The 26984-nt window shown below is 61.9% G+C and carries 23 protein-coding genes; 9 read left to right on the forward strand and 14 right to left on the reverse strand.

What is annotated here, in order from left to right:
- Positions 1 to 5 precede the first annotated feature (5 nt).
- Together ACQKPZ_RS09640 and ACQKPZ_RS09645 are read left to right on the forward strand one after the other, a co-directional pair.
- Positions 6 to 1652, forward strand: a complete 1647-nt coding sequence (locus ACQKPZ_RS09640) for a GMC family oxidoreductase (protein WP_427537203.1) — start codon at positions 6 to 8, stop codon at positions 1650 to 1652.
- Between the two features lie 97 nt (positions 1653 to 1749).
- Positions 1750 to 3369, forward strand: a complete 1620-nt coding sequence (locus tag ACQKPZ_RS09645) for an MFS transporter (protein ID WP_427537206.1) — start codon at positions 1750 to 1752, stop codon at positions 3367 to 3369.
- 177 nt (positions 3370 to 3546) lie between these two features.
- Here ACQKPZ_RS09645 and ACQKPZ_RS09650 read toward each other — a convergent pair whose 3' ends face one another.
- The 4 genes from ACQKPZ_RS09650 to glyQ are packed head-to-tail and all read right to left on the reverse strand — an operon-like array spanning position 3547 to position 7905.
- Entirely contained in the window at positions 3547 to 4332 is a 786-nt protein-coding gene (locus ACQKPZ_RS09650) for a lysophospholipid acyltransferase family protein (protein ID WP_427537209.1), read from the reverse strand.
- Positions 4333 to 4378: 46 nt separating this feature from the next.
- Positions 4379 to 4906: a D-glycero-beta-D-manno-heptose 1,7-bisphosphate 7-phosphatase gene (gene gmhB / locus ACQKPZ_RS09655; protein WP_391131871.1), complete on the reverse strand. Its 528-nt coding sequence runs from the start codon at positions 4904 to 4906 to the stop codon at positions 4379 to 4381.
- A 3-nt stretch (positions 4907 to 4909) separates the two neighbouring features.
- Entirely contained in the window at positions 4910 to 6961 is a 2052-nt protein-coding gene (glyS, locus tag ACQKPZ_RS09660; protein WP_427537212.1) for a glycine--tRNA ligase subunit beta, read from the reverse strand.
- Entirely contained in the window at positions 6958 to 7905 is a 948-nt protein-coding gene (gene glyQ / locus ACQKPZ_RS09665; protein ID WP_003253126.1) for a glycine--tRNA ligase subunit alpha, read from the reverse strand. Before glyQ ends, glyS begins: the two co-directional genes overlap by 4 nt.
- A gap of 83 nt (positions 7906 to 7988) precedes the next feature.
- Here glyQ and ACQKPZ_RS09670 point away from each other — a divergent pair, with 83 nt between their 5' ends.
- Both ACQKPZ_RS09670 and ACQKPZ_RS09675 read left to right on the forward strand, forming a co-directional pair.
- A complete protein-coding gene (locus ACQKPZ_RS09670) occupies positions 7989 to 8540 on the forward strand; it encodes a DNA-3-methyladenine glycosylase I (protein ID WP_427537215.1) in 552 nt (183 codons plus the stop codon).
- Positions 8541 to 8581: 41 nt separating this feature from the next.
- Positions 8582 to 9469, forward strand: coding sequence for a lysophospholipid acyltransferase (locus ACQKPZ_RS09675; protein ID WP_201200344.1), 888 nt, complete (start codon positions 8582 to 8584; stop codon positions 9467 to 9469).
- 111 nt (positions 9470 to 9580) lie between these two features.
- Here the strand turns inward: ACQKPZ_RS09675 and ACQKPZ_RS09680 are convergent, their stop codons facing one another.
- From ACQKPZ_RS09680 to ltrA, 6 genes are all read right to left on the reverse strand, one after another.
- Positions 9581 to 9895, reverse strand: a complete 315-nt coding sequence (locus ACQKPZ_RS09680; protein ID WP_427537218.1) for a tetratricopeptide repeat protein — start codon at positions 9893 to 9895, stop codon at positions 9581 to 9583.
- Positions 9896 to 9906: 11 nt separating this feature from the next.
- A complete protein-coding gene (gene trkA, locus ACQKPZ_RS09685; RefSeq protein WP_391131882.1) occupies positions 9907 to 11280 on the reverse strand; it encodes a Trk system potassium transporter TrkA in 1374 nt (457 codons plus the stop codon).
- Between the two features lie 22 nt (positions 11281 to 11302).
- Positions 11303 to 12613, reverse strand: coding sequence for a 16S rRNA (cytosine(967)-C(5))-methyltransferase RsmB (gene rsmB / locus ACQKPZ_RS09690; RefSeq protein ID WP_427537221.1), 1311 nt, complete (start codon positions 12611 to 12613; stop codon positions 11303 to 11305).
- Positions 12610 to 13542, reverse strand: coding sequence for a methionyl-tRNA formyltransferase (fmt, locus tag ACQKPZ_RS09695; RefSeq protein WP_427537223.1), 933 nt, complete (start codon positions 13540 to 13542; stop codon positions 12610 to 12612). The genes rsmB and fmt overlap by 4 nt, the downstream gene beginning before the upstream one ends.
- Before the next feature lie 60 nt (positions 13543 to 13602).
- Complete coding sequence (gene def, locus ACQKPZ_RS09700; RefSeq protein ID WP_003260000.1) at positions 13603 to 14109, reverse strand: peptide deformylase; 507 nt, start codon at positions 14107 to 14109, stop codon at positions 13603 to 13605.
- 107 nt (positions 14110 to 14216) lie between these two features.
- The gene (gene ltrA, locus ACQKPZ_RS09705; RefSeq protein WP_427537226.1) at positions 14217 to 15923 is read right to left on the reverse strand and encodes a group II intron reverse transcriptase/maturase; all 1707 of its coding nucleotides are present in this window, start codon (positions 15921 to 15923) and stop codon (positions 14217 to 14219) included.
- A 1235-nt stretch (positions 15924 to 17158) separates the two neighbouring features.
- On the opposite strand from ltrA, the gene dprA reads away from it, so the two are divergent.
- The 3 genes from dprA to ACQKPZ_RS09720 all read left to right on the forward strand — a co-directional run bounded on the left by dprA (position 17159) and on the right by ACQKPZ_RS09720 (position 19625).
- A complete protein-coding gene (gene dprA, locus ACQKPZ_RS09710; protein WP_427537229.1) occupies positions 17159 to 18256 on the forward strand; it encodes a DNA-processing protein DprA in 1098 nt (365 codons plus the stop codon).
- A gap of 42 nt (positions 18257 to 18298) precedes the next feature.
- A complete protein-coding gene (locus ACQKPZ_RS09715) occupies positions 18299 to 18856 on the forward strand; it encodes an L-threonylcarbamoyladenylate synthase (RefSeq protein WP_016712799.1) in 558 nt (185 codons plus the stop codon).
- Positions 18857 to 19310: 454 nt separating this feature from the next.
- On the forward strand, positions 19311 to 19625 hold the full coding sequence (locus tag ACQKPZ_RS09720) for a hypothetical protein (protein WP_427537232.1): 315 nt from the start codon (positions 19311 to 19313) through the stop codon (positions 19623 to 19625).
- Positions 19626 to 19748: 123 nt separating this feature from the next.
- Here the strand turns inward: ACQKPZ_RS09720 and ACQKPZ_RS09725 are convergent, their stop codons facing one another.
- Entirely contained in the window at positions 19749 to 20726 is a 978-nt protein-coding gene (locus tag ACQKPZ_RS09725; RefSeq protein WP_427537234.1) for an NADPH:quinone reductase, read from the reverse strand.
- 135 nt (positions 20727 to 20861) lie between these two features.
- Between ACQKPZ_RS09725 and hemF the strand changes: the two genes are divergently transcribed.
- Together hemF and aroE are read left to right on the forward strand one after the other, a co-directional pair.
- Positions 20862 to 21773: an oxygen-dependent coproporphyrinogen oxidase gene (gene hemF, locus ACQKPZ_RS09730; RefSeq protein WP_427537237.1), complete on the forward strand. Its 912-nt coding sequence runs from the start codon at positions 20862 to 20864 to the stop codon at positions 21771 to 21773.
- A 25-nt stretch (positions 21774 to 21798) separates the two neighbouring features.
- Complete coding sequence (aroE, locus tag ACQKPZ_RS09735) at positions 21799 to 22623, forward strand: shikimate dehydrogenase (RefSeq protein ID WP_427537240.1); 825 nt, start codon at positions 21799 to 21801, stop codon at positions 22621 to 22623.
- Between the two features lie 136 nt (positions 22624 to 22759).
- Here the strand turns inward: aroE and ACQKPZ_RS09740 are convergent, their stop codons facing one another.
- The 3 genes from ACQKPZ_RS09740 to betC all read right to left on the reverse strand — a co-directional run bounded on the left by ACQKPZ_RS09740 (position 22760) and on the right by betC (position 26939).
- On the reverse strand, positions 22760 to 24325 hold the full coding sequence (locus ACQKPZ_RS09740; protein WP_427537243.1) for a SulP family inorganic anion transporter: 1566 nt from the start codon (positions 24323 to 24325) through the stop codon (positions 22760 to 22762).
- A 158-nt stretch (positions 24326 to 24483) separates the two neighbouring features.
- Complete coding sequence (gene choX, locus ACQKPZ_RS09745) at positions 24484 to 25407, reverse strand: choline ABC transporter substrate-binding protein (protein WP_427537246.1); 924 nt, start codon at positions 25405 to 25407, stop codon at positions 24484 to 24486.
- 14 nt (positions 25408 to 25421) lie between these two features.
- Positions 25422 to 26939, reverse strand: a complete 1518-nt coding sequence (betC, locus tag ACQKPZ_RS09750; RefSeq protein WP_427537249.1) for a choline-sulfatase — start codon at positions 26937 to 26939, stop codon at positions 25422 to 25424.
- Positions 26940 to 26984: the final 45 nt, after the last annotated feature.

Consider the following 26984-nt stretch of genomic DNA (forward strand, 5'->3'; position numbering starts at 1 on the left):
TGCACATGCCATCAGCCGATTCTGTCTTTGACTACGTGGTCGTAGGGGCCGGTCCTGCCGGTTGCCTGCTTGCCAATCGTTTGTCCGCCGACCCCTCCTGCCGCGTCTTGTTGCTGGAAGCGGGTGGTCGCGACAACTACCCCTGGATCCACATTCCCGTGGGTTATCTCTACTGCATCGGCAACCCGCGCACCGACTGGTGCTTCAAGACCGAGGCCCAGGCTGGCCTTGGCGGTCGCGCACTGGGCTACCCGCGCGGCAAGGTGCTCGGCGGCTGTTCCTCGATCAACGGCATGATCTACATGCGCGGCCAGGCAGCGGATTACGACCGTTGGGCCGAGCAAGGCAACGACGGCTGGGCATGGAAAGATGTACTGCCGCTGTTCAAGGCCAGCGAGAACCACTTTGCCGGCGCCAGCGACCACCACGGCAGCGAAGGCGAATGGCGGGTCGAGCGCCAGCGCTACAGCTGGCCGATCCTTGATGCGTTCCGTGATGCTGCCGAGCAAAGCGGCATCGGCAAGGTGGACGACTTCAACACCGGCGACAACCAAGGCTGTGGATACTTTCAGGTCAACCAGCGTAGTGGCGTGCGCTGGAATGCCTCCAAAGCCTTCCTGCGACCTATCAAGCACCGCGCCAACCTCACCGTGCTGACCGGCGTTCAGGTAGATCAGGTACTACTCAACAATACCCGGGCGCGGGCGGTGAAAGCATTTTGGCAAGGCGCCTGGCACGAGTTCGCGACGCGCCGCGAGATCATCCTCTGCGCGGGTGCCGTGGGTTCACCCGGTATTCTGCAGCGCTCCGGCATCGGCCCGCGCCAACTGCTGGAAAGCCTGGGCATCGCCGTTCGCCACGACATGCCGGGCGTTGGTGGCAACCTTCAGGACCACCTGCAACTGCGCCTGATCTACCAGATTCGCAACACCCGCACCTTGAACCAGATGGCCAACAGCCTGTGGGGCAAGATGGGCATGGGCCTGCGTTACCTTTATGACCGCAGCGGCCCGCTGGCAATGGCGCCAAGCCAACTGGGTGCGTTCGTGCCTTCAAGCCCGGAGCACGCCACCGCCAACGTGCAGTACCACGTGCAGCCGCTGTCACTGGAGCGTTTTGGCGAGCCGCTGCATCAGTTCCCGGCGTTCACCGCCTCGGTGTGCAACTTGCGCCCAGCCAGCCGGGGGCGTATCGATATCCGCAGCACCGACATGAACAGCACGCCGCTGATCGATCCCAATTACCTCAGTGACCCACAGGACCTGCGCGTCGCTGCCGATTCCATTCGTCTCACCCGGCGTATCGTCCAGGCCCCGGCCCTCGCCGCATTCGCGCCCAAGGAGTACCTGCCCGGGCCGGCCCTGCAAACCGAAGAACAATTGTTCGAAGCAGCCGGCCAGATCGGCACCACTATCTTCCACCCCGTCGGTACTTGCCGCATGGGCAACGGTGCCATGGACGTTGTGGATAACCAGCTGCGCGTACACGGCATCCCCGGCCTGCGCGTGGCCGATGCCTCGATCATGCCGCAGATCACCTCCGGCAATACCTGTTCACCCACCCTGATGATCGCCGAGAAGGCGGCGCAACTGATCCTCAAAGGAGCTGCTACCCAGACCTATTTGAACGAAGACGCAATACCGACCCCCTGACCCGGGTGCGTGCAACACCGGCGGCTCGCGGTCGAAAGCCGCCGACAGTGGAACAAAAAGAATAATCACTGTGGCCTGCGGGCCGAGGACAGCAACGATGTCGGATTACATCCAAGAGCAGGGTGCGGCAGCCAGCAGCTCCAGCAGCCGTGAAGAACGCAAGATCATTTTCGCGTCATCGCTCGGGACGGTTTTCGAGTGGTATGACTTTTTTCTCTATGGTGCATTGGCAGCAGTCATCAGCAAGCAGTTCTTTGCTGGGGTGAACGACACCACCGCCTTCATTTTCGCCCTCATGGCCTTTGCCGCCGGCTTCCTGGTGCGGCCGTTCGGTGCATTGGTGTTTGGCCGCCTGGGCGACATGATTGGCCGCAAGTACACCTTCCTGGTCACCATCGTGCTGATGGGCCTGTCCACCTTCGCCGTGGGGCTGTTGCCCACTTATGCCAGCATCGGCATTGCTGCACCGATCATTCTGGTGATCCTGCGCATGCTGCAGGGGCTGGCGCTGGGCGGTGAGTACGGCGGTGCCGCCACTTATGTGGCCGAACATGCGCCCCAGGGCAAACGGGGCTTCTACACCGGTTTCATCCAGTCCACCGCCACCCTTGGCCTGTTGCTGTCGCTGCTGGTGGTGCTGGGTAGCCGCTATATCAGTGGCGACCAGTTTGAAACCTGGGGCTGGCGCTTGCCGTTCCTGCTGTCGATCGTACTGCTGGCCATTTCCACCTGGATCCGCATGAGCATGCACGAGTCGCCAGCGTTCGTGAAAATGAAGGCCCAAGGCAAGGTCAGCAAGTCGCCGATCCGTGAGTCGTTCACCTCCTGGCCGAACCTGAAAGTGGTGCTTACCGCCCTGTTCAGCATCAACGCCGGGCAAGCCGTGACCTTCTACACGGCGCAGTTCTACGTGTTGTTCTTCATGACCCAGATGTTGAAGATGGACCCGGCCCAGGCCAACACACTGCTGATTATCAGCGTGGTGATCGGTGCCCCGTTCTTCGTGTTCTTCGGCTGGCTGTCTGACCGTGTCGGCCGCAAGCCGATCCTGATGCTCGGCCTGTTGCTGGCCACTGTGCTGTACTTCCCGCTGTTCAAGGCGCTGAGCCATTACGCCAACCCGCAGATCGACGCTGCCAGCCGGCAGGCGCCGATCGTGGTTACCGCCGACCCGCAAGGCTGTACCTTCCAGTTCGACCCGGTGGGTAAGGCTCGTTTCGACAGCCCGTGCGACAAGGTCAAGACCTTCCTGGTCAAGCAGGGCCTGCCGTACAGTTCAGTGAGCGTGGCTGGCAGTGATGTGGTGGTAAACATCGGTGACAAGGCCATCAATGGTTTCGACGAAACCGCCATGCGAGCGGCAATCGAGAAGGCTGGCTACCCGGCAAAAGCTGACCCGGCGCAAGTCAACCAAGTGATGGTGGTGGCATTGATCGTGGCCATGATCCTGATCGCCACCATGACCTATGGCCCGTTGGCTGCGGTGATGGTCGAGTTGTTCCCGACGCGCATCCGCTATACCTCGATGTCCCTGCCCTACCATATTGGCAATGGCTGGTTTGGTGGCTTCCTGCCAACGGTGTCGTTCGCGTTGGTGGTTTACACGGGTGATATCTTCTACGGGCTGTGGTATCCGGTGCTGGTCACCGGGATAAGCCTGGTGGTGGGGATCTTCTGCCTGAAAGAAACCAAGGATGTGGATCTCGACAAGGTCTGAGGCCGTTCACATGGCGCAAAAAAACCGGCTGTAAAAGCCGGTTTTTTTATGCCACAAAAAAACTTATGCACGTTTTTCAGAAAAATGTAACACGCTGAAATAAACAGCTAATTCAATTACTTAGCGATCACTTCAAGCATTCTATCGAAAAACTGCTCACAAGTTATCCACAGATGCTCAGGCCATTTGCTCCTGCGGCTTTTCTTCTGCTGGCGGCAGCGAACCCATGGCCCGCTGGGTCGCTTCGTTCCACGCCTGAGCGCGGTCGTTCAGCTCGGCGATGGCCCGTGGCCCGGTGCCGTTGGCGTACATCGGCTCGCCAATCACCACCTCGATGGTGCCGGAGCGCTTGCCCCAGCCGGTCTTCGGCCAGAATTTGCCGGCATTATGGGCAATCGGCAGCACCGGCAACCCCGCATTCACGGCCAGCGCAGTACCACCGCGGGAGAACTTGCCCACGGTGCCGAACGGCACGCGGGTGCCCTCCGGGAAGATCAGCACCCAGGTCTTCTGCTTGAGCAGTTCGTCACCCTTGCTCGCCACCTGGCGCAGCGCTTCCTTGGGGTTGTCGCGGTTGATCGCGATCGGCCGCAGCATGGCCATGGCCCAACCGAAGAACGGCACGTAAAGCAGCTCGCGCTTGAGCACCTGGCTCAGCGGCGAAAAGTACTGGGAAAGGAAGAACGTTTCCCAGGTGCTCTGGTGGTTGGACAGGATCACGCAGGGCTCATTGGGCACGTTCTCGGCGCCAGTGACCTTGTAGTTGATGCCGAGGATGGTACGCACCAGGAACAGCGCGCAGCGGCACCAGTACACGTTGATGAACGTGTAGCGCTTGGGGAACGACAGGAATGGCGCGACGAAGAAGCTCAGCGAGCACCACAGCAGCGAACTGGTGCCCAGCAGCAGGTAAAAAAGAAAGATTCTGATCGCCTGCAGGATCGACATAGTGGCTTGTACCATTGCGGGGCATGCCCGCCTGAGAAAAGTGCGCCCCAAGGCGCACTGTTTAAATTAGTTCTCTGGCGATAGCAGCCAGATCGTCGAAAATCAGTGTAGTTTCAGGGACACCTTTTTCCAGGGTCCGCTCGCCCTTGCCGGTTTTTACCAACACGGGTTGTGCACCGACGGCCAGGGCGGCCTCCAGGTCACCTTTGCTGTCGCCGATAAACCAGACGCCCTCAAGGCCAACCTGGTAATGCTCGGCGATCGCCCGCAGCATGCCAGGCTTGGGCTTGCGGCAATCACAGCCTTCATCCGGCCCATGCGGGCAATACACGATATGGCCCACTTCGCCGCCCTGCTCGGCCACCAGCGCGCGCAGGCGCGCGTGCATGGCCTCGAGGGTTGCCAGTGTGTAATAGCCACGGGCAATGCCGGACTGGTTGGTGGCCACGGCCACGGTCCAGCCCGCTTTGCTCAACTGCGCGATGGCCTCGACCGAGCCAGGGATCGGTACCCATTCTTCCAGCGTCTTGATGTAGGCGTCGGAGTCATGGTTGATCACCCCGTCACGGTCGAGAATCAGCAGTTTCAAGGCTTACCCCAGCAGCGAAATGTCGGCCACGCCCAGGAACAGGCCGCGCAGGCGGCTGAGCAGGGCATAACGGTTGGCACGTACCTTGGCGTCTTCGGCGTTCACCATCACCGCCTCGAAGAAGGCATCGACCGGGTCACGCAAGGCGGCCAGGCGCGCCAGCGACTCACTGTACTGGCGGGCAGCAGCCATCGGTTGCACGGCCTGGTCGGCCTGCTGGATGGCCGAGTACAGGGAGAACTCGTTGGCGTTATCGAAGTACTTTGGCTCGACCTGTTCGGCGATGGCGCCTTCGGCTTTGCTCAGCAGGTTCGACACACGCTTGTTCACCGCAGCCAGCGCTTCGGCTTCTGGCAGCTTGCGGAAGGCCTGCACGGCCTGTACGCGCTGGTCGAAGTCCAGGGCAGAACCTGGCTGCAGGGCACGCACCGACAGGTAGGTTGCCACGTCGATGCCTTCGTCTTCGTAACGTGCACGCAGGCGGTCGAAGATGAACTCCAGCACCTGCTCGGCCAGGCCAGCGGCCTTGACCTTGGCACCAAACTGCTTGACCGCGAACTCGACCGCACCGGTCAGGTTCAGGTCCAGCTGCTTCTCGATCAGGATGCGCAGCACGCCCAGGGCGGCACGGCGCAGGGCGTACGGGTCTTTGCTGCCGGTAGGCAGCATGCCGATGCCGAAGATGCCAACCAGGGTATCGAGCTTGTCGGCGATGGCCACGGCAGCACCCGTCAGGGTCTGCGGCAGCTCGGCGCCAGCACCGCGCGGCATGTACTGCTCGTTCAGGGCCAGGGCGACGTCTTGCGGCTCACCGTCGTTGAGCGCGTAGTAGTAACCGGCAACACCCTGCATTTCAGGGAATTCGCCGACCATCTCGGTGGCCAGGTCGCACTTGGACAGCAGGCCGGCACGGCCGGCGCGCTGGGCGTCGCCGCCAATCAGCGGGGCGATGAAGGCGGCCAGTTTGGAAACGCGCTCGGCCTTGTCGTACACAGTGCCCAGCTGAGCCTGGAACACCACGTTCTTCAGGCGCTCGTTGAAGGTTTCCAGCGGCTGCTTCTTGTCCTGCTTGAAGAAGAACTCGGCGTCGGTCAGGCGTGGGCGCACGACCTTCTCGTTGCCTTGCACGATCTGCTTCGGGTCGCGGCTTTCGACGTTGGCCACGGTGATGAAGCGCGGCAGCAGCTTGCCTTCGCTGTCCAGCAGGCAGAAGTACTTCTGGTTGTCCTGCATGGTGGTAATCAGGGCTTCTTGCGGCACTTCGAGGAAACGCTCCTCGAACGAGCACACCAGCGGCACCGGCCATTCGACCAGGGCAGTCACTTCGTCCAGCAGCGCCGGCGGCACGATGGCGGTGCCTTCCTGCTGCATGGCCAGCTCGGCGGTGCGCTTGCTGATCAGCTCGCGGCGCTCGGCGAAGTCGGCCAGCACGTAGGCTTTGCGCAAGTCTTCGACATAGTTGGCCGGGGTGGTGATGGTGACGTTTTCCGGGTGGTGGAAGCGGTGGCCACGGGATTCACGGCCGGCTTGTTGCGACAGGATGGTGCAGTCGACCACCTGGTCGCCCAGCAGCATCACCAGCCATTGGGTCGGGCGCACGAACTCTTCACGGCTGGCCGCCCAGCGCATGCGCTTGGGAATCGGCAGGTCATTGAGCGAGTCTTCGACGATGGTTGGCAGCAGGCCGGCAGTGGCCTTGCCTGGGATGTGCTGGGAGAAGCGCAGCTTGGGGCCGCTCTGGTCGATTTCGGCCAGCTCCACGCCGCACTTCTTGGCAAAGCCCAGGGCCGCCTGGGTTGGCTCGCCGTCTTTGAAAGCAGCCTGCAGGGGTGGCCCGTCGATGTTGATGCTGCGGTCAGGCTGCTGCACGTCCAGTTGGCGAATCAGCACGGCCAGGCGGCGCGGCGCGGCATAGACCTGCTTGCCGGTGTAGTTCAGGCCAGCGGCTTGCAGGCCTTTCTCGATACCGGCCAGGAAGGCGTCGCCAAGGCTGGCGAGGGCTTTAGGTGGCAGCTCTTCGGTGCCCAGTTCTACCAGGAAATCTTGAGCACTCATTGTGCAGCCTCCAGCTTAGCCAACACTTCGTCACGCAGTTCAGGGGTGGCCATCGGGAAGCCCAGGCGTGCGCGGGCTTGCAGATAGCTTTGCGCCACGTCCCGGGCCAGGGTACGTACACGCAGGATGTAACGCTGGCGCTCGGTTACCGAGATGGCGCGGCGGGCGTCCAGCAGGTTGAAGGTGTGCGAGGCCTTCAGGACCATTTCGTAGGTCGGAAGCGGCAGCTCCAGCTTGATCAGGCGGTTGGCTTCGCTTTCGTAGAAATCGAACAGTTCGAACAGCTTGTCGACATTGGCGTGTTCGAAGTTGTAGGTCGACTGCTCCACTTCGTTCTGGTGGAACACATCGCCGTAGGTGACTTTGCCGAACGGGCCGTCGGCCCACACCAGGTCGTACACCGAGTCGACGCCCTGGATATACATGGCCAGGCGCTCCAGGCCATAGGTGATTTCACCGGTGACCGGGTAGCACTCGATGCCGCCTACCTGCTGGAAGTAGGTGAACTGGGTCACTTCCATGCCGTTCAGCCAGATTTCCCAGCCCAGGCCCCAGGCACCCAGGGTTGGCGATTCCCAGTTGTCTTCGACAAAGCGAATGTCGTGGACCAGCGGGTCCAGGCCAATGGCTTTCAGCGAGCCGAGGTACAGCTCCTGGAAGTTGGCCGGGTTTGGTTTGAGCACTACCTGGAACTGGTAGTAGTGCTGCAGGCGGTTGGGGTTTTCGCCATACCGCCCGTCGGCAGGGCGACGGCTAGGCTGCACGTAGGCGGCGTTCCAGGTTTCTGGACCCACGGCGCGCAGGAATGTAGCGGTGTGGAAAGTGCCGGCGCCTACTTCCATATCGTAGGGCTGAAGCACCACACAACCTTGAGCTGCCCAGTAGTTTTGCAGGGCGAGGATCAGGTCTTGGAAGGTACGCACGGCAGGCGTAGGCTGGCTCACGAAATTCACCTGTATCTGGGGATGCGGATGTAAAGAGCGGGAGTATAACCTGATTCGCCTCGCCCTCTACTCATTGGAGCCTTATGCCACGCTGCTTTTGGTGTACCGACGATCCGTTGTACCAGGCCTACCATGACCAGGAATGGGGAACGCCACAGCGCGACCCGGCGTTGCTCTTCGAGATGCTTTTGCTCGAAGGGTTCCAGGCAGGGCTGTCGTGGATCACTGTTTTGCGCAAACGCGAGCGTTACCGCCAGGTCATGTACGGCTTTGACCCGGCGCAACTTGCCGTCATGAGTGACGAACGTATCGAAGAACTCATGCAAGATGCCGGCATTATCCGCAACCGTCTCAAGCTCAAGGCTGCCAGGCGCAATGCTCAGGCCTGGCTGGCTGTGGATAACCCTGCCGAATGGTTGTGGTCGTTCGTCGGTGGTGAGCCGAAGATCAACCACTTCAAAGGGCGTGGCGAGGTGCCGGCAGTCACCGACGAGGCCAAGGCCATGAGCAAGGCCCTGCAGAAAGCCGGCTTCACCTTTGTTGGCCCGACCATCTGCTACGCCTTCATGCAGGCCACCGGCATGGTCATGGACCACACCACCGATTGCGATCGCTACGCCGCCTTGTTGCGCTGAGGGGTTACAATGCGCGCCTTGCTGAAATAAGGAATTCGCCTGTGGAAAAGTTCAAGGGCGCCCTGATGGTCGGGGTGCTGCGCCTGTTTGCCAAGCTGCCCTGGGGCGCTGTGCAGCGCGTCGGTGCGGGTATTGGCTGGCTGATGTGGAAGATCCCTAACGGTTCGCGCAACGTGGTGCGGATCAACCTGGCCAAGTGCTTCCCCGAAATGGACCCGGTTGCCCGTGAGCAACTGGTGGGCCAGGCGTTGCGGGATATCGGCAAATCCTTTGTCGAAAGCGCCTGCGCCTGGATCTGGCCGCCGCAGCGTTCGCTGGAGCTGGTCAAGGAAGTACACGGCCTGGAAGTGCTGGAGCAGGCCTTGGCCTCGGGCAAGGGCGTGGTGGGGATCACCAGCCACCTGGGCAACTGGGAAGTGCTGAACCACTTCTACTGCAACCAGTGCAAGCCGATCATCTTCTACCGCCCGCCAAAGCTGAAGGCGGTGGATGACCTGCTGCGCGAGCAGCGCGTGCAGATGGGCAACCGTGTGGCGCCTTCGACCAAGGAAGGCATTCTCAGCGTGATCAAGGAAGTGCGCCGGGGTGGCCAGGTGGGTATTCCAGCCGACCCGGAGCCGGCGGAATCGGCTGGCGTGTTCGTGCCATTTCTCGGTACCCAGGCGCTGACCAGCAAGTTCGTGCCGAACATGCTGGCAGGCGGCAAGGCGGTGGGGGTGTTCCTGCATGCCCTGCGGCTGCCGGATGGCTCGGGCTTCAAGGTGTTCCTGGAAGCTGCGCCAGAAGAGATGTACAGCACCGACGTGAACGTGTCGGCGGCGGCGATGAGCAAGGTGGTCGAGCGCTATGTGCGTGAATACCCGAGCCAGTACATGTGGAGCATGAAGCGCTTCAAGAAGCGCCCGGCTGGCGAGCCGCGCTGGTACTAAGCCTTTCACCCTATCCTGTGGGAGCGGGCGCGCCCGCGAACACCGGCGCAGCCGGTGCCATCCACCGCGTCGCCTGATTCGCGGGCATGCCCGCTCCCACAGGGGGCCTCGTTAACCTGACGCTTTGTTGAGTTTCTTCAGGAACACAGTCATCTCTTTCTCGGCCTGCTTGTCCCCATGAGCCTGCGCCGCAACGATCCCGTCCTCCCAGGCCTTGCGCGCCGCCGCCAGGTCACCGACCAACTGATACGCCTTGCCCAGCAGCTTCCAGGCCGCCGAATACTTCGGGTCCTGCTCAACACACCGAGCCAGGTGCACCGCCGCTTCAGTGCCATTGCCTTCATCCAGCCAGGCTTTACCCAGGCCAAACCGCAGCAGCGGGTTATCTACACCCTTAGCCAGCATCTTTTCCAGCGATTCGCGCATGCCCTCTTCTCCTAGAAGAAACTCAAGCCGACGTGGAACAGCTTTTCCACATCGCGAATTTGCTTTTTATCCACAACGAACAGGATCACATGGTCACCCGACTCGATCATGGTGTCGTCGTGGGCGATCATCACCTCTTCATCACGGATGATCGCGCCAATGGTGGTGCCCGGTGGCAGGGCGATGTCCTCGATGGCTTTGCCCACCACCTTGCTCGACTTCGAATCCCCGTGCGCCACCGCCTCGATAGCCTCGGCCGCGCCACGGCGCAGCGAGTGCACACTGACGATGTCGCCCCGGCGCACGTGCGCCAGCAGGGTGCCGATGGTGGCCAGCTGGGGGCTGATGGCGATGTCGATATCACCGCCCTGCACCAGGTCGACATAGGCCGGGTTGTTGATGATGGTCATCACCTTGCCCGCGCCCAGGCGCTTGGCCAGCAGCGACGACATGATGTTGGCTTCGTCGTCGTTGGTCAGGGCCAGGAAAATATCGGCATCGGCGATGTTCTCTTCGAGCATCAGGTCTTTGTCCGAAGCGCTGCCCTGCAATACCACGGTGCTTTCCAGGGTATCGGAGAGGTGCCGGCAACGGGCCGGGCTCATTTCGATGATCTTTACCTGGTAGCGACTTTCGATGGCTTCGGCCAAGCGCTCGCCGATCTGCCCGCCTCCGGCAATGACGATGCGTTTATTGGTCTCGTCAATGCGGCGCAGTTCGCCCATCACGGCGCGTATGTCCTTCTTTGCGGCGATGAAGAACACTTCGTCGTCAGCTTCGATCACCGTGTCGCCACGCGGGGTGATCGGCCGGTCGCGGCGGAAGATCGCCGCCACGCGGGTGTCGACGTTGGGCATGTGCGCACGTATCTGGCGCAGCTGCTGGCCGACCAGCGGGCCGCCGTAGTAAGCCTTCACTGCCACCAGCTGCACCTTGCCTTCGGCAAAGTCGATCACCTGCAGCGAGCCCGGGTGTTCGATCAGGCGCTTGATGTAATTGGTCACCACTTGCTCAGGGCTGATCAGCACATCCACCGGGATATGGTCGTTGTCGAACAGCTCTTCGCGGGTGAGGTAGGCAGACTCGCGCACCCGGGCGATCTTGGTCGGGGTGTGGAACAGCGAGTAGGCCACCTGGCAGGCAACCATGTTGGTTTCATCGCTGTTGGTTACCGCCACCAGCATGTCGGCGTCGTCGGCGCCGGCCTGGCGCAGCACCGTCGGCAACGAGCCGCGGCCCTGCACGGTGCGGATGTCCAGGCGGTCGCCCAGGTCGCGGAGGCGGTCGCCGTCGGTGTCTACCACGGTGATGTCGTTGGCTTCGCTGGCCAGGTGCTCTGCCAGCGTGCCGCCTACCTGGCCTGCGCCGAGGATGATGATCTTCATCCGCTACTCCCTACTTTTCTTCTTATCCGCGTGAGGCGGCGATCTTGATCAGCTTGGCATAGTAGAAACCGTCGTGGCCGCCTTCCTGGGCCAGCAACTGGCGGCCGTGGGGCTGGCGCAGGCCGGCTTCGGTGGCCAGGTCCAGCTCACGGGCGCCCGGGGTGCGGGCCAGGAAGGCGTCGATCACTTCGGTGTTCTCGGTTGGCAGGCTGGAGCAGGTGGCGTACAGCAGCATGCCGCCCACTTCCAAGGTCGGCCACAAGGCATCCAGCAGCTCGCCTTGCAGCGCGGCCAGGGCCGGAATGTCGTCGGCCTGGCGGGTCAGCTTGATGTCCGGGTGGCGGCGGATCACGCCGGTGGCCGAGCACGGGGCATCGAGCAGGATGCGCTGGAACGGCTTGCCGTCCCACCAGCTGGCGGTGTCGCGGGCATCGCAGGCGATCAGTTCGGCGTCCAGTTGCAGGCGGTCGAGGTTTTCCCGCACACGGGTCAGGCGCTTGGCTTCGAGGTCGATGGCCGTCATGTGGGCCAGGCCGGGTTCGGCCTCCAGCAGGTGGCAGGTTTTGCCGCCGGGGGCACAGCAGGCGTCGAGCACGCGTTGGCCGGGGGCCAGTTCGAGCAGGTCGGCAGACAGCTGCGCGGCTTCGTCCTGCACGCTGACCCAGCCTTCGGCGAAGCCTGGCAGGCCGCGCACGTCGCAGGCTTCGGCCAGCACGATGCCGTCACGGCTGTATTGGCAAGCGCTGGCGCTAACCCCCGCCTCAGCCAGTAGTGCCAGGTAGGCATCGCGGCTGTGGTGGCGGCGGTTGACCCGCAAGATCATCGGCGGGTGGGCGTTGTTGGCGGCGCAGATGGCTTCCCACTGCTCCGGCCAGAAGGCCTTCAGCGATTTTTGCAGCCAGCGCGGGTGGGCGGTGCGCACCACCGGGTCGCGCTCCATGCCGGCCAGCAACGCTTCGCCTTCGCGCTGGGCGCGGCGCAGCACGGCATTGAGCAAGCCTTTGGCCCACGGCTTCTTCAGCTTGTCGGCGCAGCCGACGGTTTCGCCGATGGCAGCGTGGGCGGGAATACGGGTGTAGAACAGCTGGTACAGGCCCACCAACAGCAGCGCCTGCACATCGGCATCGGCAGCCTTGAATGGCTTCTGCAGCAATTGCGCGGCCAGCAGGTCGAGGCGTGGCTGCCAGCGTGCGGTACCGAACGCCAGGTCCTGGGTCAGGCCACGGTCGCGCTCATCAACCTTGTCCAGTTGTGCCGGCAGCGAGCTGTTCAGCGAGGCCTTGCCACTGAGTACAGCGGCAAGGGCACGGGCGGCGGCGAGGCGCGGGTTCATTGGCCCAGTACCTTGCCAGCGGCGAATTTCTCGCGGCGGCTGTTGAACAGGTCGCTGAAGTTCAGCGCCTTGCCGCCAGGCAGTTGCAGGCGGGTCAGGCTCAACGCCTGGTCACCGCAGGCGACGACCAGGCCGTCCTTGCTGGCGGAAAGGATTTCGCCCGGCGCGCCTTTGCCTGTGGACAAGTTGGCGGCCAGCACTTTCACGCTTTCGCCATCGAGGGTGCTGTGGCACACCGGCCATGGGTTGAAGGCGCGGATCAGGCGCTCCAGCTCGACGGCCGGACGGCTCCAGTCGATGCGTGCTTCGTCCTTGTTCAGCTTGTGTGCATAGGTGGCCAGGGCATCGTCCTGTACCTCGCCTTGCAGCGAGCCGTCGGCCAGGCTGGCGATGGCCTGCACCACTGCGGGCGGGCCCATTTGCGCGAGGCGGTCGTGCAGGCTGCCGCCGGTATCGTCGGCGCTGATCGGGGTGACTACCTTGAGCAGCATCGGGCCGGTATCCAGGCCAGCTTCCATGCGCATCACCGTCACGCCGCTCTCGGCGTCGCCGGCTTCCACGGCGCGCTGGATCGGCGCCGCACCGCGCCAGCGTGGCAGCAGCGAGGCGTGGCTGTTGATGCAGCCCAGGCGCGGGATATCCAGCACCACCTGCGGCAGGATCAGGCCGTAGGCGACCACCACCATCAGGTCTGGCTTGAGCGCGGCCAGTTCAGCCTGAGCGTCGGCATTGCGCAGCGTCTGTGGCTGGAACACCGGAATGTCATGGGCCACGGCCAGCGCCTTGACCGCGCTCGGCATCAGCTTCTGGCCGCGGCCGGCTGGGCGGTCGGGCTGGGTGTAGACGGCCACGATCTCGTACGGGCTGTCGAGCAGGGCCTTGAGGTGTTCGGCGGCAAACTCTGGAGTGCCTGCAAAGACGATGCGCATGGAGTTCTCGCTTCAAAAAAGAAAAAGGCTTGCCGGAGCAAGCCTTCTGGAAGGTGGGGATCAGGCTTGCTGGCGGTGCTGCTTTTCCAGCTTCTTCTTGATCCGGTCGCGCTTGAGCTGCGACAGGTAGTCAACGAACAGCTTGCCGTTGAGGTGGTCGAATTCGTGCTGCACGCATACCGCCAGCAGGCCTTCGCATTCCAGCTCGTACGGTTTGCCGTCGCGGTCCTGGGCCTTGACCCGTACACGCAGTGGGCGGTCGACGTTCTCGTAGAAGCCCGGTACCGACAGGCAGCCTTCCTGGTACTGGCCCATGTCGTGGGTCAGCTCTTCAACCGTCGGGTTGATGAAAACACGCGGCTCGCTGCGGTCTTCGCTGAGGTCCATGACCACAACCTGCTGGTGCACGTTGACCTGGGTCGCGGCCAGGCCGATGCCAGGCGCTTCGTACATGGTTTCAAACATGTCGTCGATGAGCTGACGCAGGGCGTCGTCGAACACCGTCACCGGCTTGGCGATGGTGCGCAGGCGCGGGTCCGGGAATTCGAGAATGTTCAAGATGGCCATAAGGTCAGGCAGTCACTGTGCGTTCGGTTGAAAAGTCGGGTGGGAACCGGCCATTACTGGCCAGTTCCCCCCTAAGAACCGTACGTGCGCCTTTCAGCGCATACGGCTCAAGCCTTCACCAAGCTTCCAATGGAAGCCGGTTTGCTCACGTGCAGACCACGCGTGTGGAGCTGGTTGTGACAATTAGGATGCAAGAGTACCCGATTGGCCAAAGCGTCACCACCGTCTACGGCCCGGTGGATGATGTGGTGGTCGTGCCACCCTGTTTCCTTGGTGATCGGTTGTTTGCAAAGCAGGCACAGGCCGTTCTGGCTGGCGAATAAATTTCCGATTTGTTTCCGGTACTTCAGCTTATTCAGCATCCGGTCCATCCGGAGTTTCTCGCCCATGGCCTCCATGGCTGGATCGTAGGGGTTATATTCCCCACTCACCTTTCTGTGCCGCTCGATCGGAGTACTCGCAAGCGAGTACAACTCGAACTCCCGTTTCGTCCCATTTTCCTCCAATACTGTGGTCGCGAACACCCATTTCCTGTCCCCTGAGGCCCGAAAATACTTCTTCCTGACCCAGTCGAGGGACTTGTTTGGGTGCCGCCTCTTTGCCCACCGCCAGAGTTTGATAAACACTCTGTTGTCCATACGGCTGTACGCTTGTTTGGCAACTACTGGCTGGTGGTACAGAGCCCACCCTCTCAGCATCGGGTTTAGCATTTGGATCAAGTCGCCCTGCCTCACCGTCTTGTGAGAGTCGATCACCTCTCGAACCTTGCTATAGAACGCCTTAACGTTCTTCTTGCTCGGCTTGATCAGTAACGTTCCTTCGTATTTCCGGAAACTCCATCCAAGGAAGTCGAAACCTTCGTCGATGTGAGCAACACGCGTTTTCTTGAGTGACAACCGCAGCCCTCGCGTCGCGAGGAACTGTTCTACCCAAGGTTTTACTTCGTTCTCAAGCACCTCCGAGGAGGTGCCAGTAATCACGAAGTCATCTGCGTATCGCACCACATTCACCTTCAGTTTCTTCGCCCTTGCCACTCCTAGGTATTGCTTGAGGAGTGTTTCCAGACCATCCAGTGCCAGATTTGCCAACACCGGGGAGATAATTCCCCCTTGTGGCGTGCCTGCGTCCGTTGCGTGCAACTGCCCCTTGTGGATGACTCCAGCCTTTAACCACTGCTGAAGCATCCGGGTATCCGTAGGGGCGTTCCTTAGCAGCCATTCGTGGTTGATGTTGTCGAAGAACCCTTCGATGTCTGCGTCCAAAACCCAACAGGCGGAAGCCTGTTTGGAAAGACACAGGAAGAGCTGCGCCATCGCATCCGCCGTACAACGTTCGATCCTGAAGCCGTAGCTATTAGGATCACCATGGGTTTCGGCGATGGGAGACAGGGCCAGCATGTACAGCGCTTGCATAGCCCTATCCGTCATGGTCGGTATGCCCAATGGGCGTTCCCGTCCATCCGACTTCGGGATGTAGACTCGCCGTAGTGGCCGAGCCCGGTAACCCCGCGTCTTCAACTGACCAACCGCGTTCCATTTCGCGATGGGTGTGTCCCAGAGTTGCCTATCGACTCCCGCCGTACGGCTTCCCTGATTTTCCGTGACTCTCCGTACAGCCAAGTATCTGGCCGACTTCGAGCGAGTAAGCATTCGTTGCAGGGATTTAACCCTGCGCCATTTGCCTTCCCGACAAGCCTTCGCAATTCGCACCTGCATTTCCCGGACATTCCGTTGAACCCGACGCCAATCGACGTCGTGCCATTGTTGCGGAGTGCCGGAAAGCGCAGGCTCACCTTGCTGGCTGAGCTCTTTCATGCTGCTTTCCTCTCAAAGTGATACCACCCGAGCGGAAGGCGCACGTACCCCTGAGGGGCGTATGCACCCCGTCAGGGTTGGAAGATCAAGGGCCAATGAAGCCAGCCCTGAAGTTGATGAGACGGTCTCAGTCAGAGTCATTGCGGCAGAAGACCACGCAGAAGTCTGCCCGGTTTCCCGTGGGGTGATGTTCCAACCCCTATCCAAGCCATTACAACCTGGCGTTCGCTTTCTCTGCGATCCCATACCCGCACCGCCAACAGTGTTCCTTACGGTTCACCTGCCCAAAGGGCAGCGATACGGGCTTACCACGTTCCCTGTCTGTCACACGACTGGGTTAGGACCTACCTTTTTCACCGGTGATCTCGGAAGACGACGTATCCCCAGCTCAGACGGGAATAACCGATCACGTACCTTTTGGTTCAAGCCTGTCAGCAGCTTTGGCTTGGCTATGTTTACGGTGTTTATCAGTAGTTCACATATGTTGCCCATACCAGTCAGCCTAGCGCCTTAACCCGGCACTGCTCCGAGTCTCTGCACACCTCCTCGCGGAGAGAATGCACCCGAGATGGGGGCTACATTGTCAGACGGGCTTCACACACCACCGTTGCCAGTAGTGCATGCCGTCGTAGGCTACCGTTGGTCGTACAACGAGTCCGCTACTGCTCCATGTGGGCGGCAGTTGGACAATGACAGACAGAGCTTCCGCTCATGTCTCCTGAGGAAAATCCGAGCCAAGACGGTAATGACCGTTGGTCGGTTACTTGTTACCTCCTGCAATTAAAAGGAGCAGGAGGAGACCCCTGCGGGGATCTACACTCCCGCGTGGGTTAAGTCTAAGAGGCTCTCCAAAACCGGGAGTACCGGTTCTGCGGTCGTGCTACCGAGAGCTGAACGACCTTGGGGTTTGCCATCCGCCGCAGCGGTAAGTCCTTGAAGGCAGTGGACTTCTGGGATGGTTTTGTTTCTTGGGGATGGATACCCAAGTATTCGATTTCCTTGCAGAAATCCCATCAAGCTGGCCATACAGCTTGGTGGAGGAGACACGCTACGCGTGTCGCACCTGAGCACACATAATAAAGGGAAACGGGGATTTCGGCACCTGGCAAGGTCATCTAGGGTGTCTATGGGCGCAATAGCCCCCAGCCAATGGACAGCTTTTCAAAGTATTACCCACAAAGTTATCCACAGATTGTGCCACGTAAATGGCCCTGTTTTGATCAAGGATGATCGCCATGCCGATTCACCGTTCGTCGCCTTGCCATCCGGCCGAGCTAGAGGCCCGGTTACGCCTTCACCGCCTTCCCGATACCGGGTTGAGACGCTTTCGCAACCTGATTGATGCGTTTGGCAGTGCCTCCTCGGCGCTAAGCGCGCCAGCTTCGGCCTGGCGAGCGCTGGGTATCAACCAGGCTGCCATCGATGCCCGGCGCAGTGCCGAGGTACGCGATGGCGCCCTGACTGCAATGGCCTGGTTAGAGCGCCCGGGCCAGCATTTACTGATGTGGGACGACCCTGACTACCCTGCGCTGCTGGCGGAAATCGACGATGCCCCGCCGCTGCTTTTTGTTGCCGGTGAACCGGCGCTATTAAACCGTCCACAGCTGGCAATTGTGGGTAGCAGGCGTGCCACACCACCGGCGCTGGATACGGCTGGCGCATTTTCCCGTTACCTCGCACAGGCAGGGTTCATCATTACCAGTGGGTTGGCCGTGGGCATCGATGGTGCCGCTCATCGGGCTGCGATGCTGGCTGGAGGGGGCACGATCGGCGTCCTTGGCACTGGGTTGCAAAAACTTTATCCACAGCGCCATCGCGAACTGGCCAAGGCGATGATCGATAGCGGGAGCGCCCTGGTTTCCGAGTACCCGCTGGATGCCGGGCCCCTGCCTGGCAACTTTCCACGACGCAATCGCATCATCAGCGGCTTGTCGTTGGGTGTGCTGGTGGTCGAGGCCAGCCTGGCCAGTGGTTCGCTGATCACTGCGCGGCTAGCGGCCGAGCAAGGTCGCGAGGTGTATGCCATACCGGGCTCCATTCACCATCCAGGGACCAAGGGCTGTCACCAGCTGATTCGTGATGGCGCGCTACTGGTGGAAACCGTGGAACAGATAATGGAAACCTTGCAGGGCTGGCAGAACCTGCCGCCGGCAATTGTGGAGAGATTCGAGCATCCCCTGCTCGCCCTGCTGCATGCAGCGCCACAGACCAGCGAAAGCCTGGCCCATTGCAGTGAGCTGTCGCTGGCCGAAGTGCTGGCGCAGCTGACCGAGCTTGAGCTGGAGGGCCGGGTCAGCAATGAAGCCGGGCGTTGGTTTGCCCGTGCGGGCTAAGTACACTGCACACAAGCAAGGTATATAGGCGGAGTAACAGCAATGGTGAGCAGTTTTCGTGTGCAACAAGCCGCACGTGAGGTACGGGCGGGCGCGGTGATCGCCTACCCGACGGAAGCGGTCTGGGGCCTGGGCTGCGACCCGTGGAACGAGGATGCGGTGTATCGCCTGCTGGCGCTGAAGTCGCGGCCTGTGGATAAAGGGCTGATCCTGATTGCCGACAACATCCGCCAGTTCGACTTCCTGTTCGAGGACTTCCCGGAGGACTGGATTGACCGCATGGGCAGCACCTGGCCGGGGCCGAACACCTGGCTGGTGCCGCACCAGGACCTGTTGCCCGAATGGGTAACCGGGCAGCATGACACCGTGGCGCTGCGGGTCAGTGATCACCCGGTGGTGCGTGAGCTGTGTGCGCTGGTCGGGCCGTTGATTTCAACCTCGTGCAACCCCGGCGGGCGCCCGGCGGCGAAGACCCGGTTGCGGGTGGAGCAGTACTTCCATGGGCAGCTGGATCTGGTGCTTGGCGGGGCGCTGGGCGGGCGGAAGAACCCGAGTGTGATTCGCAACCTGGCAACCGGTGAGGTCGTTCGTCCAGGTTAAGCACAGATCATTGTAGGAGCGGCCTTGTGTCGCGAAAGGGCTGCGCAGCAGCCCCAGCAATTTATGCATCAACTCTGAAGTCCGGGGGCCGCGTTGCGGCCCTTTCGCGACACAAGGCCGCTCCTACAAAGGCCGTGCACTGCCTCAGGTTTTTCTGATTTTGTCTCGAATAGCTGTCCAGCTTGCGGATTGGGAAATATCCTACGAGCCGCGTCCCCTGCCATCACCTTCTCAGTGGGAACCTCTGCCCTTAGGCTTAAACCGTCGCCGAATAACTTGGCGATCGGGTGTGGTAACCCGAACCAGGGAGAGTTTCTGGCAGTCTATGGCGGCTGTACGCGGGAGGCTTTGCGCCTGCCGGGTTTTGAGACTCTCTCCGGTTTACCACCCCGTGTACAGCTGCCACCTAATCGTGTGGTAACGAATAGGTGGGGCATTGAAGTGAGGGTTTCCAATGAAAAAGATAGTGCCCGATCCACCCCTTCCATGCACCTCCACCCGCCCCTTCGGCCGCTGCGACGCCGGCCATGACCCGCTCTTCACCGTCAACCCGAACATTTCCGCCGAGGACGCTCTGGTCCACGTAGCCCTGTACCTGCGCAGCGCCTACGAAACCGGCTACAAAGCCCTGGACTACATGCGCGAGGAAGGCCGTGGCATGTTCTGGTCGAACCTGCATGCGATTGAAATGGCAGAGGGAGTGGTTGAGGCAATACTCGATGGCATCGAGTCGACTCCACCAACGACAAACCGACCCTCACAGGCATAGCACAGCTATCGAAGCCGATGCAGTAAGGGAGCGGGTTTACCCGCGAACACCGGCAGAGCCGGTGCCCTCCACCGCGGTGACTGCTTCGCGGGCATGCCCGCTCCCACAGGGAACGTGTGTGGCTCAGGGGATTAGTACAGTCGACCCCACAGTCCGCCGCGCCGACAGCTCCGCCTGCGCCTTGGCTGCCTCGCTCAGCGGATACCTTTGCTGAATATCCACAGCCAGCTTGCCACTGCCAATCATCGCAAACAGGTCATCGACCATGGCCTGGGTGTTCTCGGCATTGTTGGCATAGGTCGCCAAGGTCGGTCGGGTGACATACAGCGAGCCCTTCTGCGCCAGAATCCCCAGGTTCACCCCGCTTACCGCACCAGAGGCATTGCCAAAGCTCACCATCAACCCACGCGGTTGCAGGCAGTCCAGCGAGGTCAGCCAAGTGTCGGCGCCTACGCCGTCATACACCACCGGGCACTTTTTGCCGTCGGTCAGCTCCAGCACCCGCTTGGCAACATCTTCATGGCTGTAGTCGATGGTTTCCCATGCCCCCAGCGCCTTGGCCCGCTCGGCCTTCTCGGCAGAACTCACGGTGCCGATCAGCTTGGCGCCCAAAGCCTTCGCCCACTGGCACGCCAACGAACCCACGCCACCAGCAGCGGCATGAAACAGGATCACATCACCCGCCTTCACCTCATAGGTCTGCTTCAGCAGGTATTGCACGGTCAAACCCTTGAGCATCACCGCCGCCGCCTGCTCGAAGCTGATGTTGTCCGGCAGCTTGACCAGGTTGGCCTCTGGCAGCGTATGCACCTCGCTGTAAGCCCCCAGCGGGCCGCCGGCATGGGCTACGCGGTCGCCCACCTTCAGGCGGGTTACACCCTCGCCCACGGCCTCGACCACGCCGGCCGCTTCGGTGCCCAGGCCAGAAGGCAGGGACGGCGGTGCATACAGCCCGCTGCGAAAGTACGTGTCGATGAAGTTCAGGCCGATAGCATGGTTACGCACACGCACCTGCTGTGGCCCCGGTGGGGCAGGTTCGAATTCCACAAACTGCAGCACTTCCGGGCCGCCATGCTGGCTGAACTGGATACGCTTGGCCATCTCGCACTCCTGTTGTCGGGATCGGGAAAAGGCCTTCTATCGGACGCCTTTGCTTGATCGCCGTCAACTGCGGCGCGCGCGCTGGCGGTGGTATGCTACGCGGCGAATTCTTCCCTGCCCGTTCCTGGTGACCCGATGACTAGCCGCACCGAGGCCGTGAAAGCCTACCTGCTCGACCTGCAAGACCGCATCTGCTCTGCCCTCGAAGCCGAAGACGGCGGTGCCCGCTTCGTCGAGGACGCCTGGGTGCGCGAAGCCGGTGGCGGGGGCCGCACGCGGGTGATCGGCGACGGCAAGGTGATCGAAAAAGGTGGGGTCAACTTCTCCCATGTATTCGGTGCAGGCCTGCCGCCATCGGCCAGTGCTCACCGCCCAGAACTGGCGGGCCGTGGCTTTGAGGCATTGGGCGTGTCGCTGGTGATCCACCCGCACAACCCGCATGTGCCCACCTCTCACGCCAACGTGCGCTTCTTCATCGCCGAGAAGGAAGGTGAAGAGGCCGTGTGGTGGTTCGGCGGCGGTTTCGACCTGACCCCGTACTACGGCAATGAAGAAGACTGCGTGCACTGGCACCGCGTGGCCGAACAGGCCTGCGCACCCTTCGGCGCCGACGTGTACCCCCGCTACAAGGCCTGGTGCGACCGCTACTTCCATCTCAAGCACCGTGGCGAGCCACGCGGCGTCGGCGGCCTGTTCTTCGATGACCTGAACGAGTGGGACTTCGACACCTGCTTCGCCTTCATCCGTGCCATCGGCGATGCCTACGTAAACGCCTACCTGCCGATCATCCAGCGCCGCAAAGACACGCCCTATACCGCAGAGCAACGCGAGTTCCAGGAGTACCGTCGCGGCCGCTACGTGGAGTTCAACCTGGTCTACGACCGTGGCACCCTGTTCGGCCTGCAATCCGGTGGCCGCACCGAGTCCATCCTCATGTCGCTGCCGCCGCAGGTACGTTGGGGCTACGACTGGAAGGCTGTGCCCGGCAGCGAAGAAGCGCGCCTGACCGAATACTTCCTGCAAGACCGCGACTGGCTCGGCCAGTAAGCCTGTGGACAACCAAGGAGCCGTCATGGACCAGTACGTCGTTTTCGGTAACCCCATCGGCCACAGCAAGTCGCCGCTGATCCACCGCCTGTTCGCCGAGCAAACCGGCCAGGACCTGGAATACGCCACCCTGCTGGCGCCGCTGGACGAGTTCAGCGACTGCGCGCGTGGCTTCTTCAAGCAAGGCAGCGGCGGCAACGTTACCGTACCGTTCAAGGAAGAGGCTTACCGCCTGTGCGACAGCCTGACCCCGCGTGCCCGGCGTGCGGGCGCGGTGAATACGCTGAGCAAGCTGGCCGACGGCACGTTGCAGGGCGACAACACCGATGGTGCCGGGCTGGTGCGCGACCTCACGGTGAATGCCGGGGTTGAACTGACCGGCAAGCGTATTCTCATCCTCGGGGCTGGTGGCGCCGTGCGTGGCGTATTGGAGCCGATTCTGGCGCACAAGCCGCAGTCGCTGGTGGTTGCAAACCGTACCGTGGAAAAGGCCGAGCAACTGGCGCGTGAGTTCGATGAGCTGGGGCCGGTGGTGGCCAGTGGGTTTGCCTGGTTGCAGGAACCGGTGGATGTGATCATCAATGCCACTTCGGCGAGTTTGGCCGGTGAGATGCCGCCGATTGCCGATAGCCTGGTAGAGGCTGGGCGCACGGTTTGCTACGACATGATGTATGGCAAGGCGCCTACGCCGTTTTGCCAGTGGGCCACGAATCTGGGCGCGGCCAAGGTGCTGGATGGGCTGGGGATGCTGGCTGAGCAGGCGGCTGAGGCGTTCTTTATCTGGCGTGGGGTACGGCCGGATACGGCGCCGGTGTTGGCTGAATTGCGCCGGCAATTGGCTCGGGGCTGAGAATTTGGGGCCGCTTTGCGGCCCATCGCGACACAAGGCCGCTCCTACAAAGACCGAGGGATGCCTGCTGGCGCGGTCTCCTGTAGGAGCGGCCTTGCGTCGCGATGGGCTGCAAAGCAGCCCCAGGATCCAGAGCTCACTCCTCAAACCGGATCGGGCACAGCTCCACCCCTTCCAGCTTCTGCAATTCCTCGATCACCTGCGGCCTGGCCCGGTGCAGCGTCAAGCTCCCCCCCATCCGCCCCAGCCGCCGTGCCTCGCGGTGCAACATATCCACACCCGAGTAATCGATAAAATTCACCTGCCGCGCATCGATCACTACATGCGGCCCTTGGCAACGCTGCAAGCGTACTTGCAGGTAATGCGCGGCACCAAAGAAAATTGACCCGCCCACCCGCAACACATCCGCGTCGCCTTCGCGGCTTTGCTGTACCCGTGGCCGCGACGTGCGCTTGAGGTAGAAGAACAGCGACGCCAGCACCCCGGCATAAATCGCTGTCTGCAATTCCAGCAACAAGGTCGCCGCCGCTGTCAGCGCCATCACCAGAAACTCCGAGCGGCTGACCCGAAACAGCGCGCGAATTCCCCGATGGTCCACCAATCCCCAGCAGATTAGCAGGATGCTGCCGGCCATGGCAGGTATCGGCAGGTGCGCGATCAAGCCTGCGCCGGTAACGGCGAACAACGCCACCCACAGCGCCGAGAACACCCCGGCCATGGGCGAACGGGCACCCGCCTCGTAGCTTAGGCCCGAGCGGGTGAAAGAACCGGCAGACAGGTAGCCGGAGAAAAATGCACCGGCGATGTTCGATATGCCCTGTGCGCGTATTTCCTGGTCAGGGTCGATCAGTTGTTCCGAGCGCGCGGACAACGAGCGGGCAATCGACAGGCTGGTGACCAGCCCCAGCATGCCCACTGCCACGGCACTGGGTAGCAGGCGCAGCATGAGTTCCACGTCCAGCAAGGGCAGCGGGCTGACCGGGGGAAGCTGCCCGGTGAACGCGGTCACTCGCGGTACATGGGCAAAAAAGCCCGGCAGCAGCCAGGCAGCCAGGCTGACCAGCATCAGGCTTATCAACAGGCTCGGCCAGCGGGGACGCCAGAGTTTAAGCGCCACGCCGATCACCACGGTGGCCAGGCCCAGTATCAGCGATGGCGGGTCGATGTCACCGGCATGGCTGGCCAGGTCCTGCACGGTCCTCAGCGCAGTAGCCTGGCTGGGCAGGTCCATGCCTAGCAGGTTGGGCAGTTGGCCCAGGGCAATGACGATGGCTGCGCCCAGCGTGAAGCCGAGCACCACGGAATGGGAGACGAAGTTGACCAGCGCGCCAAACCGTAAAAGCCCCAGCAATAGCTGGAAGATGCCGCCAAGAAAGGTCAGCAGCAGTACCAGCGTGATGTAATCGCCGCTGCCCGCCACGGCCAGCGGGCTGATGCTGGCATAGAGCACGATAGAAATGGCAGCGGTCGGGCCGCAGATCAGGTGCCAGGACGAGCCCCACAGGCAGGCGATCAGCACCGGTACGATGGCGGCGTACAGGCCGTACTCGGCGGGCAGGCCGGCGATCAGGGCGTAGGCGATGGATTGTGGCAGGGCAAGGATGGCACCGCTCAGGCCGACCAGCAGGTCCTGGCGTAGGCTGCGGCCCGATTGGCGGGGGAGCCAGGTGAGGAAGGGCAGCAGTTGAGTGAAGCGATGCATGGGTTATCCACAATCCTGAAAGTTTCGCCAAACCCTGTGGGAGCGGGCATGCCCGCGAAGAAGCCCCCGCGGTAGATGGCACCGGCTTTGCCGGTGTTCGCGGCGGTTCGACGCCTCGACATGCCCGCTCCCACAGGGGAGGTGTGTTGCTTGCGAGATTACAGTTTGGCTTTGACGGCCTCCAGGGCATCGCCATCGGCTTTGGTAGTCACCCCAGTCAACCACCCCTCCAGCAACTCGGGGTGCGTTTTTACCCACGCCCTCGCCGCGTCGTCGAAGCTGATCTTCTTGTCCACAACCTGGGCCATGATGCTGTTTTCCATGTCCAGTGTGAACTTCAGGTTACCCAACAGCTTCGCCGCATTCGGGCAGGCTTGTGGATAACCCTTGCGCGTCAGCGTGTACACCTCGCCCGTGCTACCGAACCACTTTTCCCCACCGGTCAGGTAATGCATCTTCAGCTTCACGTTCATCGGGTGCGGTGTCCAGCCGAGGAAGGTGATGAACTGCTGCTTTTTCACCGCCCGGTCGACCTGCGCCAGCATCGCCTGCTCGCTGGACTCCACCAGCTTCCACTGGCCAAGGTTGAATTCATTCTTGTCGATGATTTCCTTCAGCGACAGGTTGGCCGGTGCACCGGAGCCAATCCCGTACAGCTTCTTGTCGAACTGGTCGGCATGCTTTTGCAGGTCGGCAAAGTCCTTCACCCCGGCATTCCACACATAGTCGGGCACCGCAAGGGTGAACTCGGTTCCCTCCAGGTTGCGTGACAGCTGCTGCACATCGCCGTTGGCGATGAACTTGTCATGGAAGCCTTGCTGGGCCGGCATCCAGTTGCCAAGGAAGGCGTCGACCCGGCCGTCCTTCAAACCGCCGTAGATGATCGGTACGGCCAGGCTGTCGATTTTCACCTGGTAACCCAGGCTTTCCAGTAACAGACGGGCCACGGCATTGGTGGAGGCGATATCGCTCCAGCCGGGGTCGGCCATTTTCACGGTACTGCATTGCGTGTCGCTGTCGGCGGCGTGGGCCGTGGTGGCGCCCAGGGCCAGGGCGAACACGGCGGCGGAGAACTTGTGCATGGCGGCCTCTCTTCTCAATCCATGGGTGCGGGCTGTGGATAACGTGCCTTGCGCTCGAGGTCGTCGAGATCGATGTGGTTGCGCATGTACTGTTGGCTGGCATCTACCAAGGGTTGGTGATCCCAGCTTTTCAGCTTGCCGACGGCCAGCGCCTCGGCCACCAGGCGGCGGCGGCGCTGGCTGGCCAGCACCTGCTGGCGCAGGTTGGGGATATCCCAACGCTGCTGTGCTTCATCGACAAATGCCTGCAGCAGCGCCTGGTGGTCCGGGCTGCCGGTGAGGTTCTCCCGCTCGTGCGGGTCGCGGCTCAGGTCATAGAGTAGGCATGGGTCGTCTTCGCTGTACACGAACTTGTACGGCCCTCGCCGGATCATCATCAGCGGGCCGACGGTGCCTTCGGCCATGTATTCGCCGATCACCTCGTCGTGGCCACCCTGCCCTTGCAAATGGCCGAGCAGCGAACGGCCGTCCAGGTGCAGGTGGTTATCCACAGTGCCGCCGGCAAGCTCCACCAGGGTTGGCAGCAGGTCGCAGGTGGATACCGAGGCGCTGACCCGGCCGGCTGCAAAGCGCTTGGGTGCATGGACCAGCAGCGGTACCCGCGCCGACATCTCGAACCAGTGCATCTTGTACCAGAGGCCACGCTCGCCAAGCATGTCGCCGTGGTCGCCGGAAAACACGATCAGGGTGTCGTCGGCCAGGTTGCATTCCTCCAGGGTTTGCAGCAGTTGGCCGATGTTGTCGTCGATATAGCTGCAAGCGCCGAAATAGGCGCGGCGGGCATCGCGGATCTTGTCCACAGGCAGCGGCTTGTTCCACAAGTCGTAGACCTTGAGCAGGCGCTGCGAGTGCGGGTCGAGGTCCACCTGGCTGAATTCGGCGCGGGGCATAGGGATATCCACACCTTCGTAGCGATCCCAGTAACGCTTGGGGATGGTGTACGGGTCGTGCGGGTGGGTCATCGACACCGTCAGGCAGAACGGCCGGCCGTCGTTCTCGCGCACATGGTCGTACAGGTACTGACGCGCCTTGAACACCACCTCTTCATCGAAATCCAGCTGGTTGGTGCGCACGCATGGCCCGGCCTGCAACACCGAGGACATGTTGTGGTACCAGCTCGGGCGCACGTCCGGTTCATCCCAGTTCACCGCCCAGCCGTAGTCGGCCGGGTAGATGTCGCTGGTCAGGCGCTCTTCGTAGCCGTGTAGCTGGTCAGGGCCACAGAAATGCATCTTGCCTGAGAGCGCGGTGCGATAGCCCAGGCGGCGCAGATAGTGTGCATAAGTCGGTATGTCGGCAGGGAAATCGGCGGCGTTGTCGTAGGCACCGATGCGGCTGGGCAATTGGCCGCTGACCAGGGTGAAGCGCGACGGCGCGCACAGCGGGCTGTTGCAGTAGGCCGAATCGAACACCACCGCTTGCTCGGCCAGGCGGCTGAGGTGCGGCATCTGGATGGGCGAAGGGGCGTAGATCGGCAGCAAGGGTGCGGCCATCTGGTCGGCCATGATGAACAGGATATTCGGGCGCGTCATGGTGGCTTCCATCGTTGAGGGTTATGCGAACCGCTTGCCTACCAA

This window comes from Pseudomonas sp. NPDC089547, from assembly GCF_050280665.1.
Taxonomy (GTDB): domain Bacteria; phylum Pseudomonadota; class Gammaproteobacteria; order Pseudomonadales; family Pseudomonadaceae; genus Aquipseudomonas.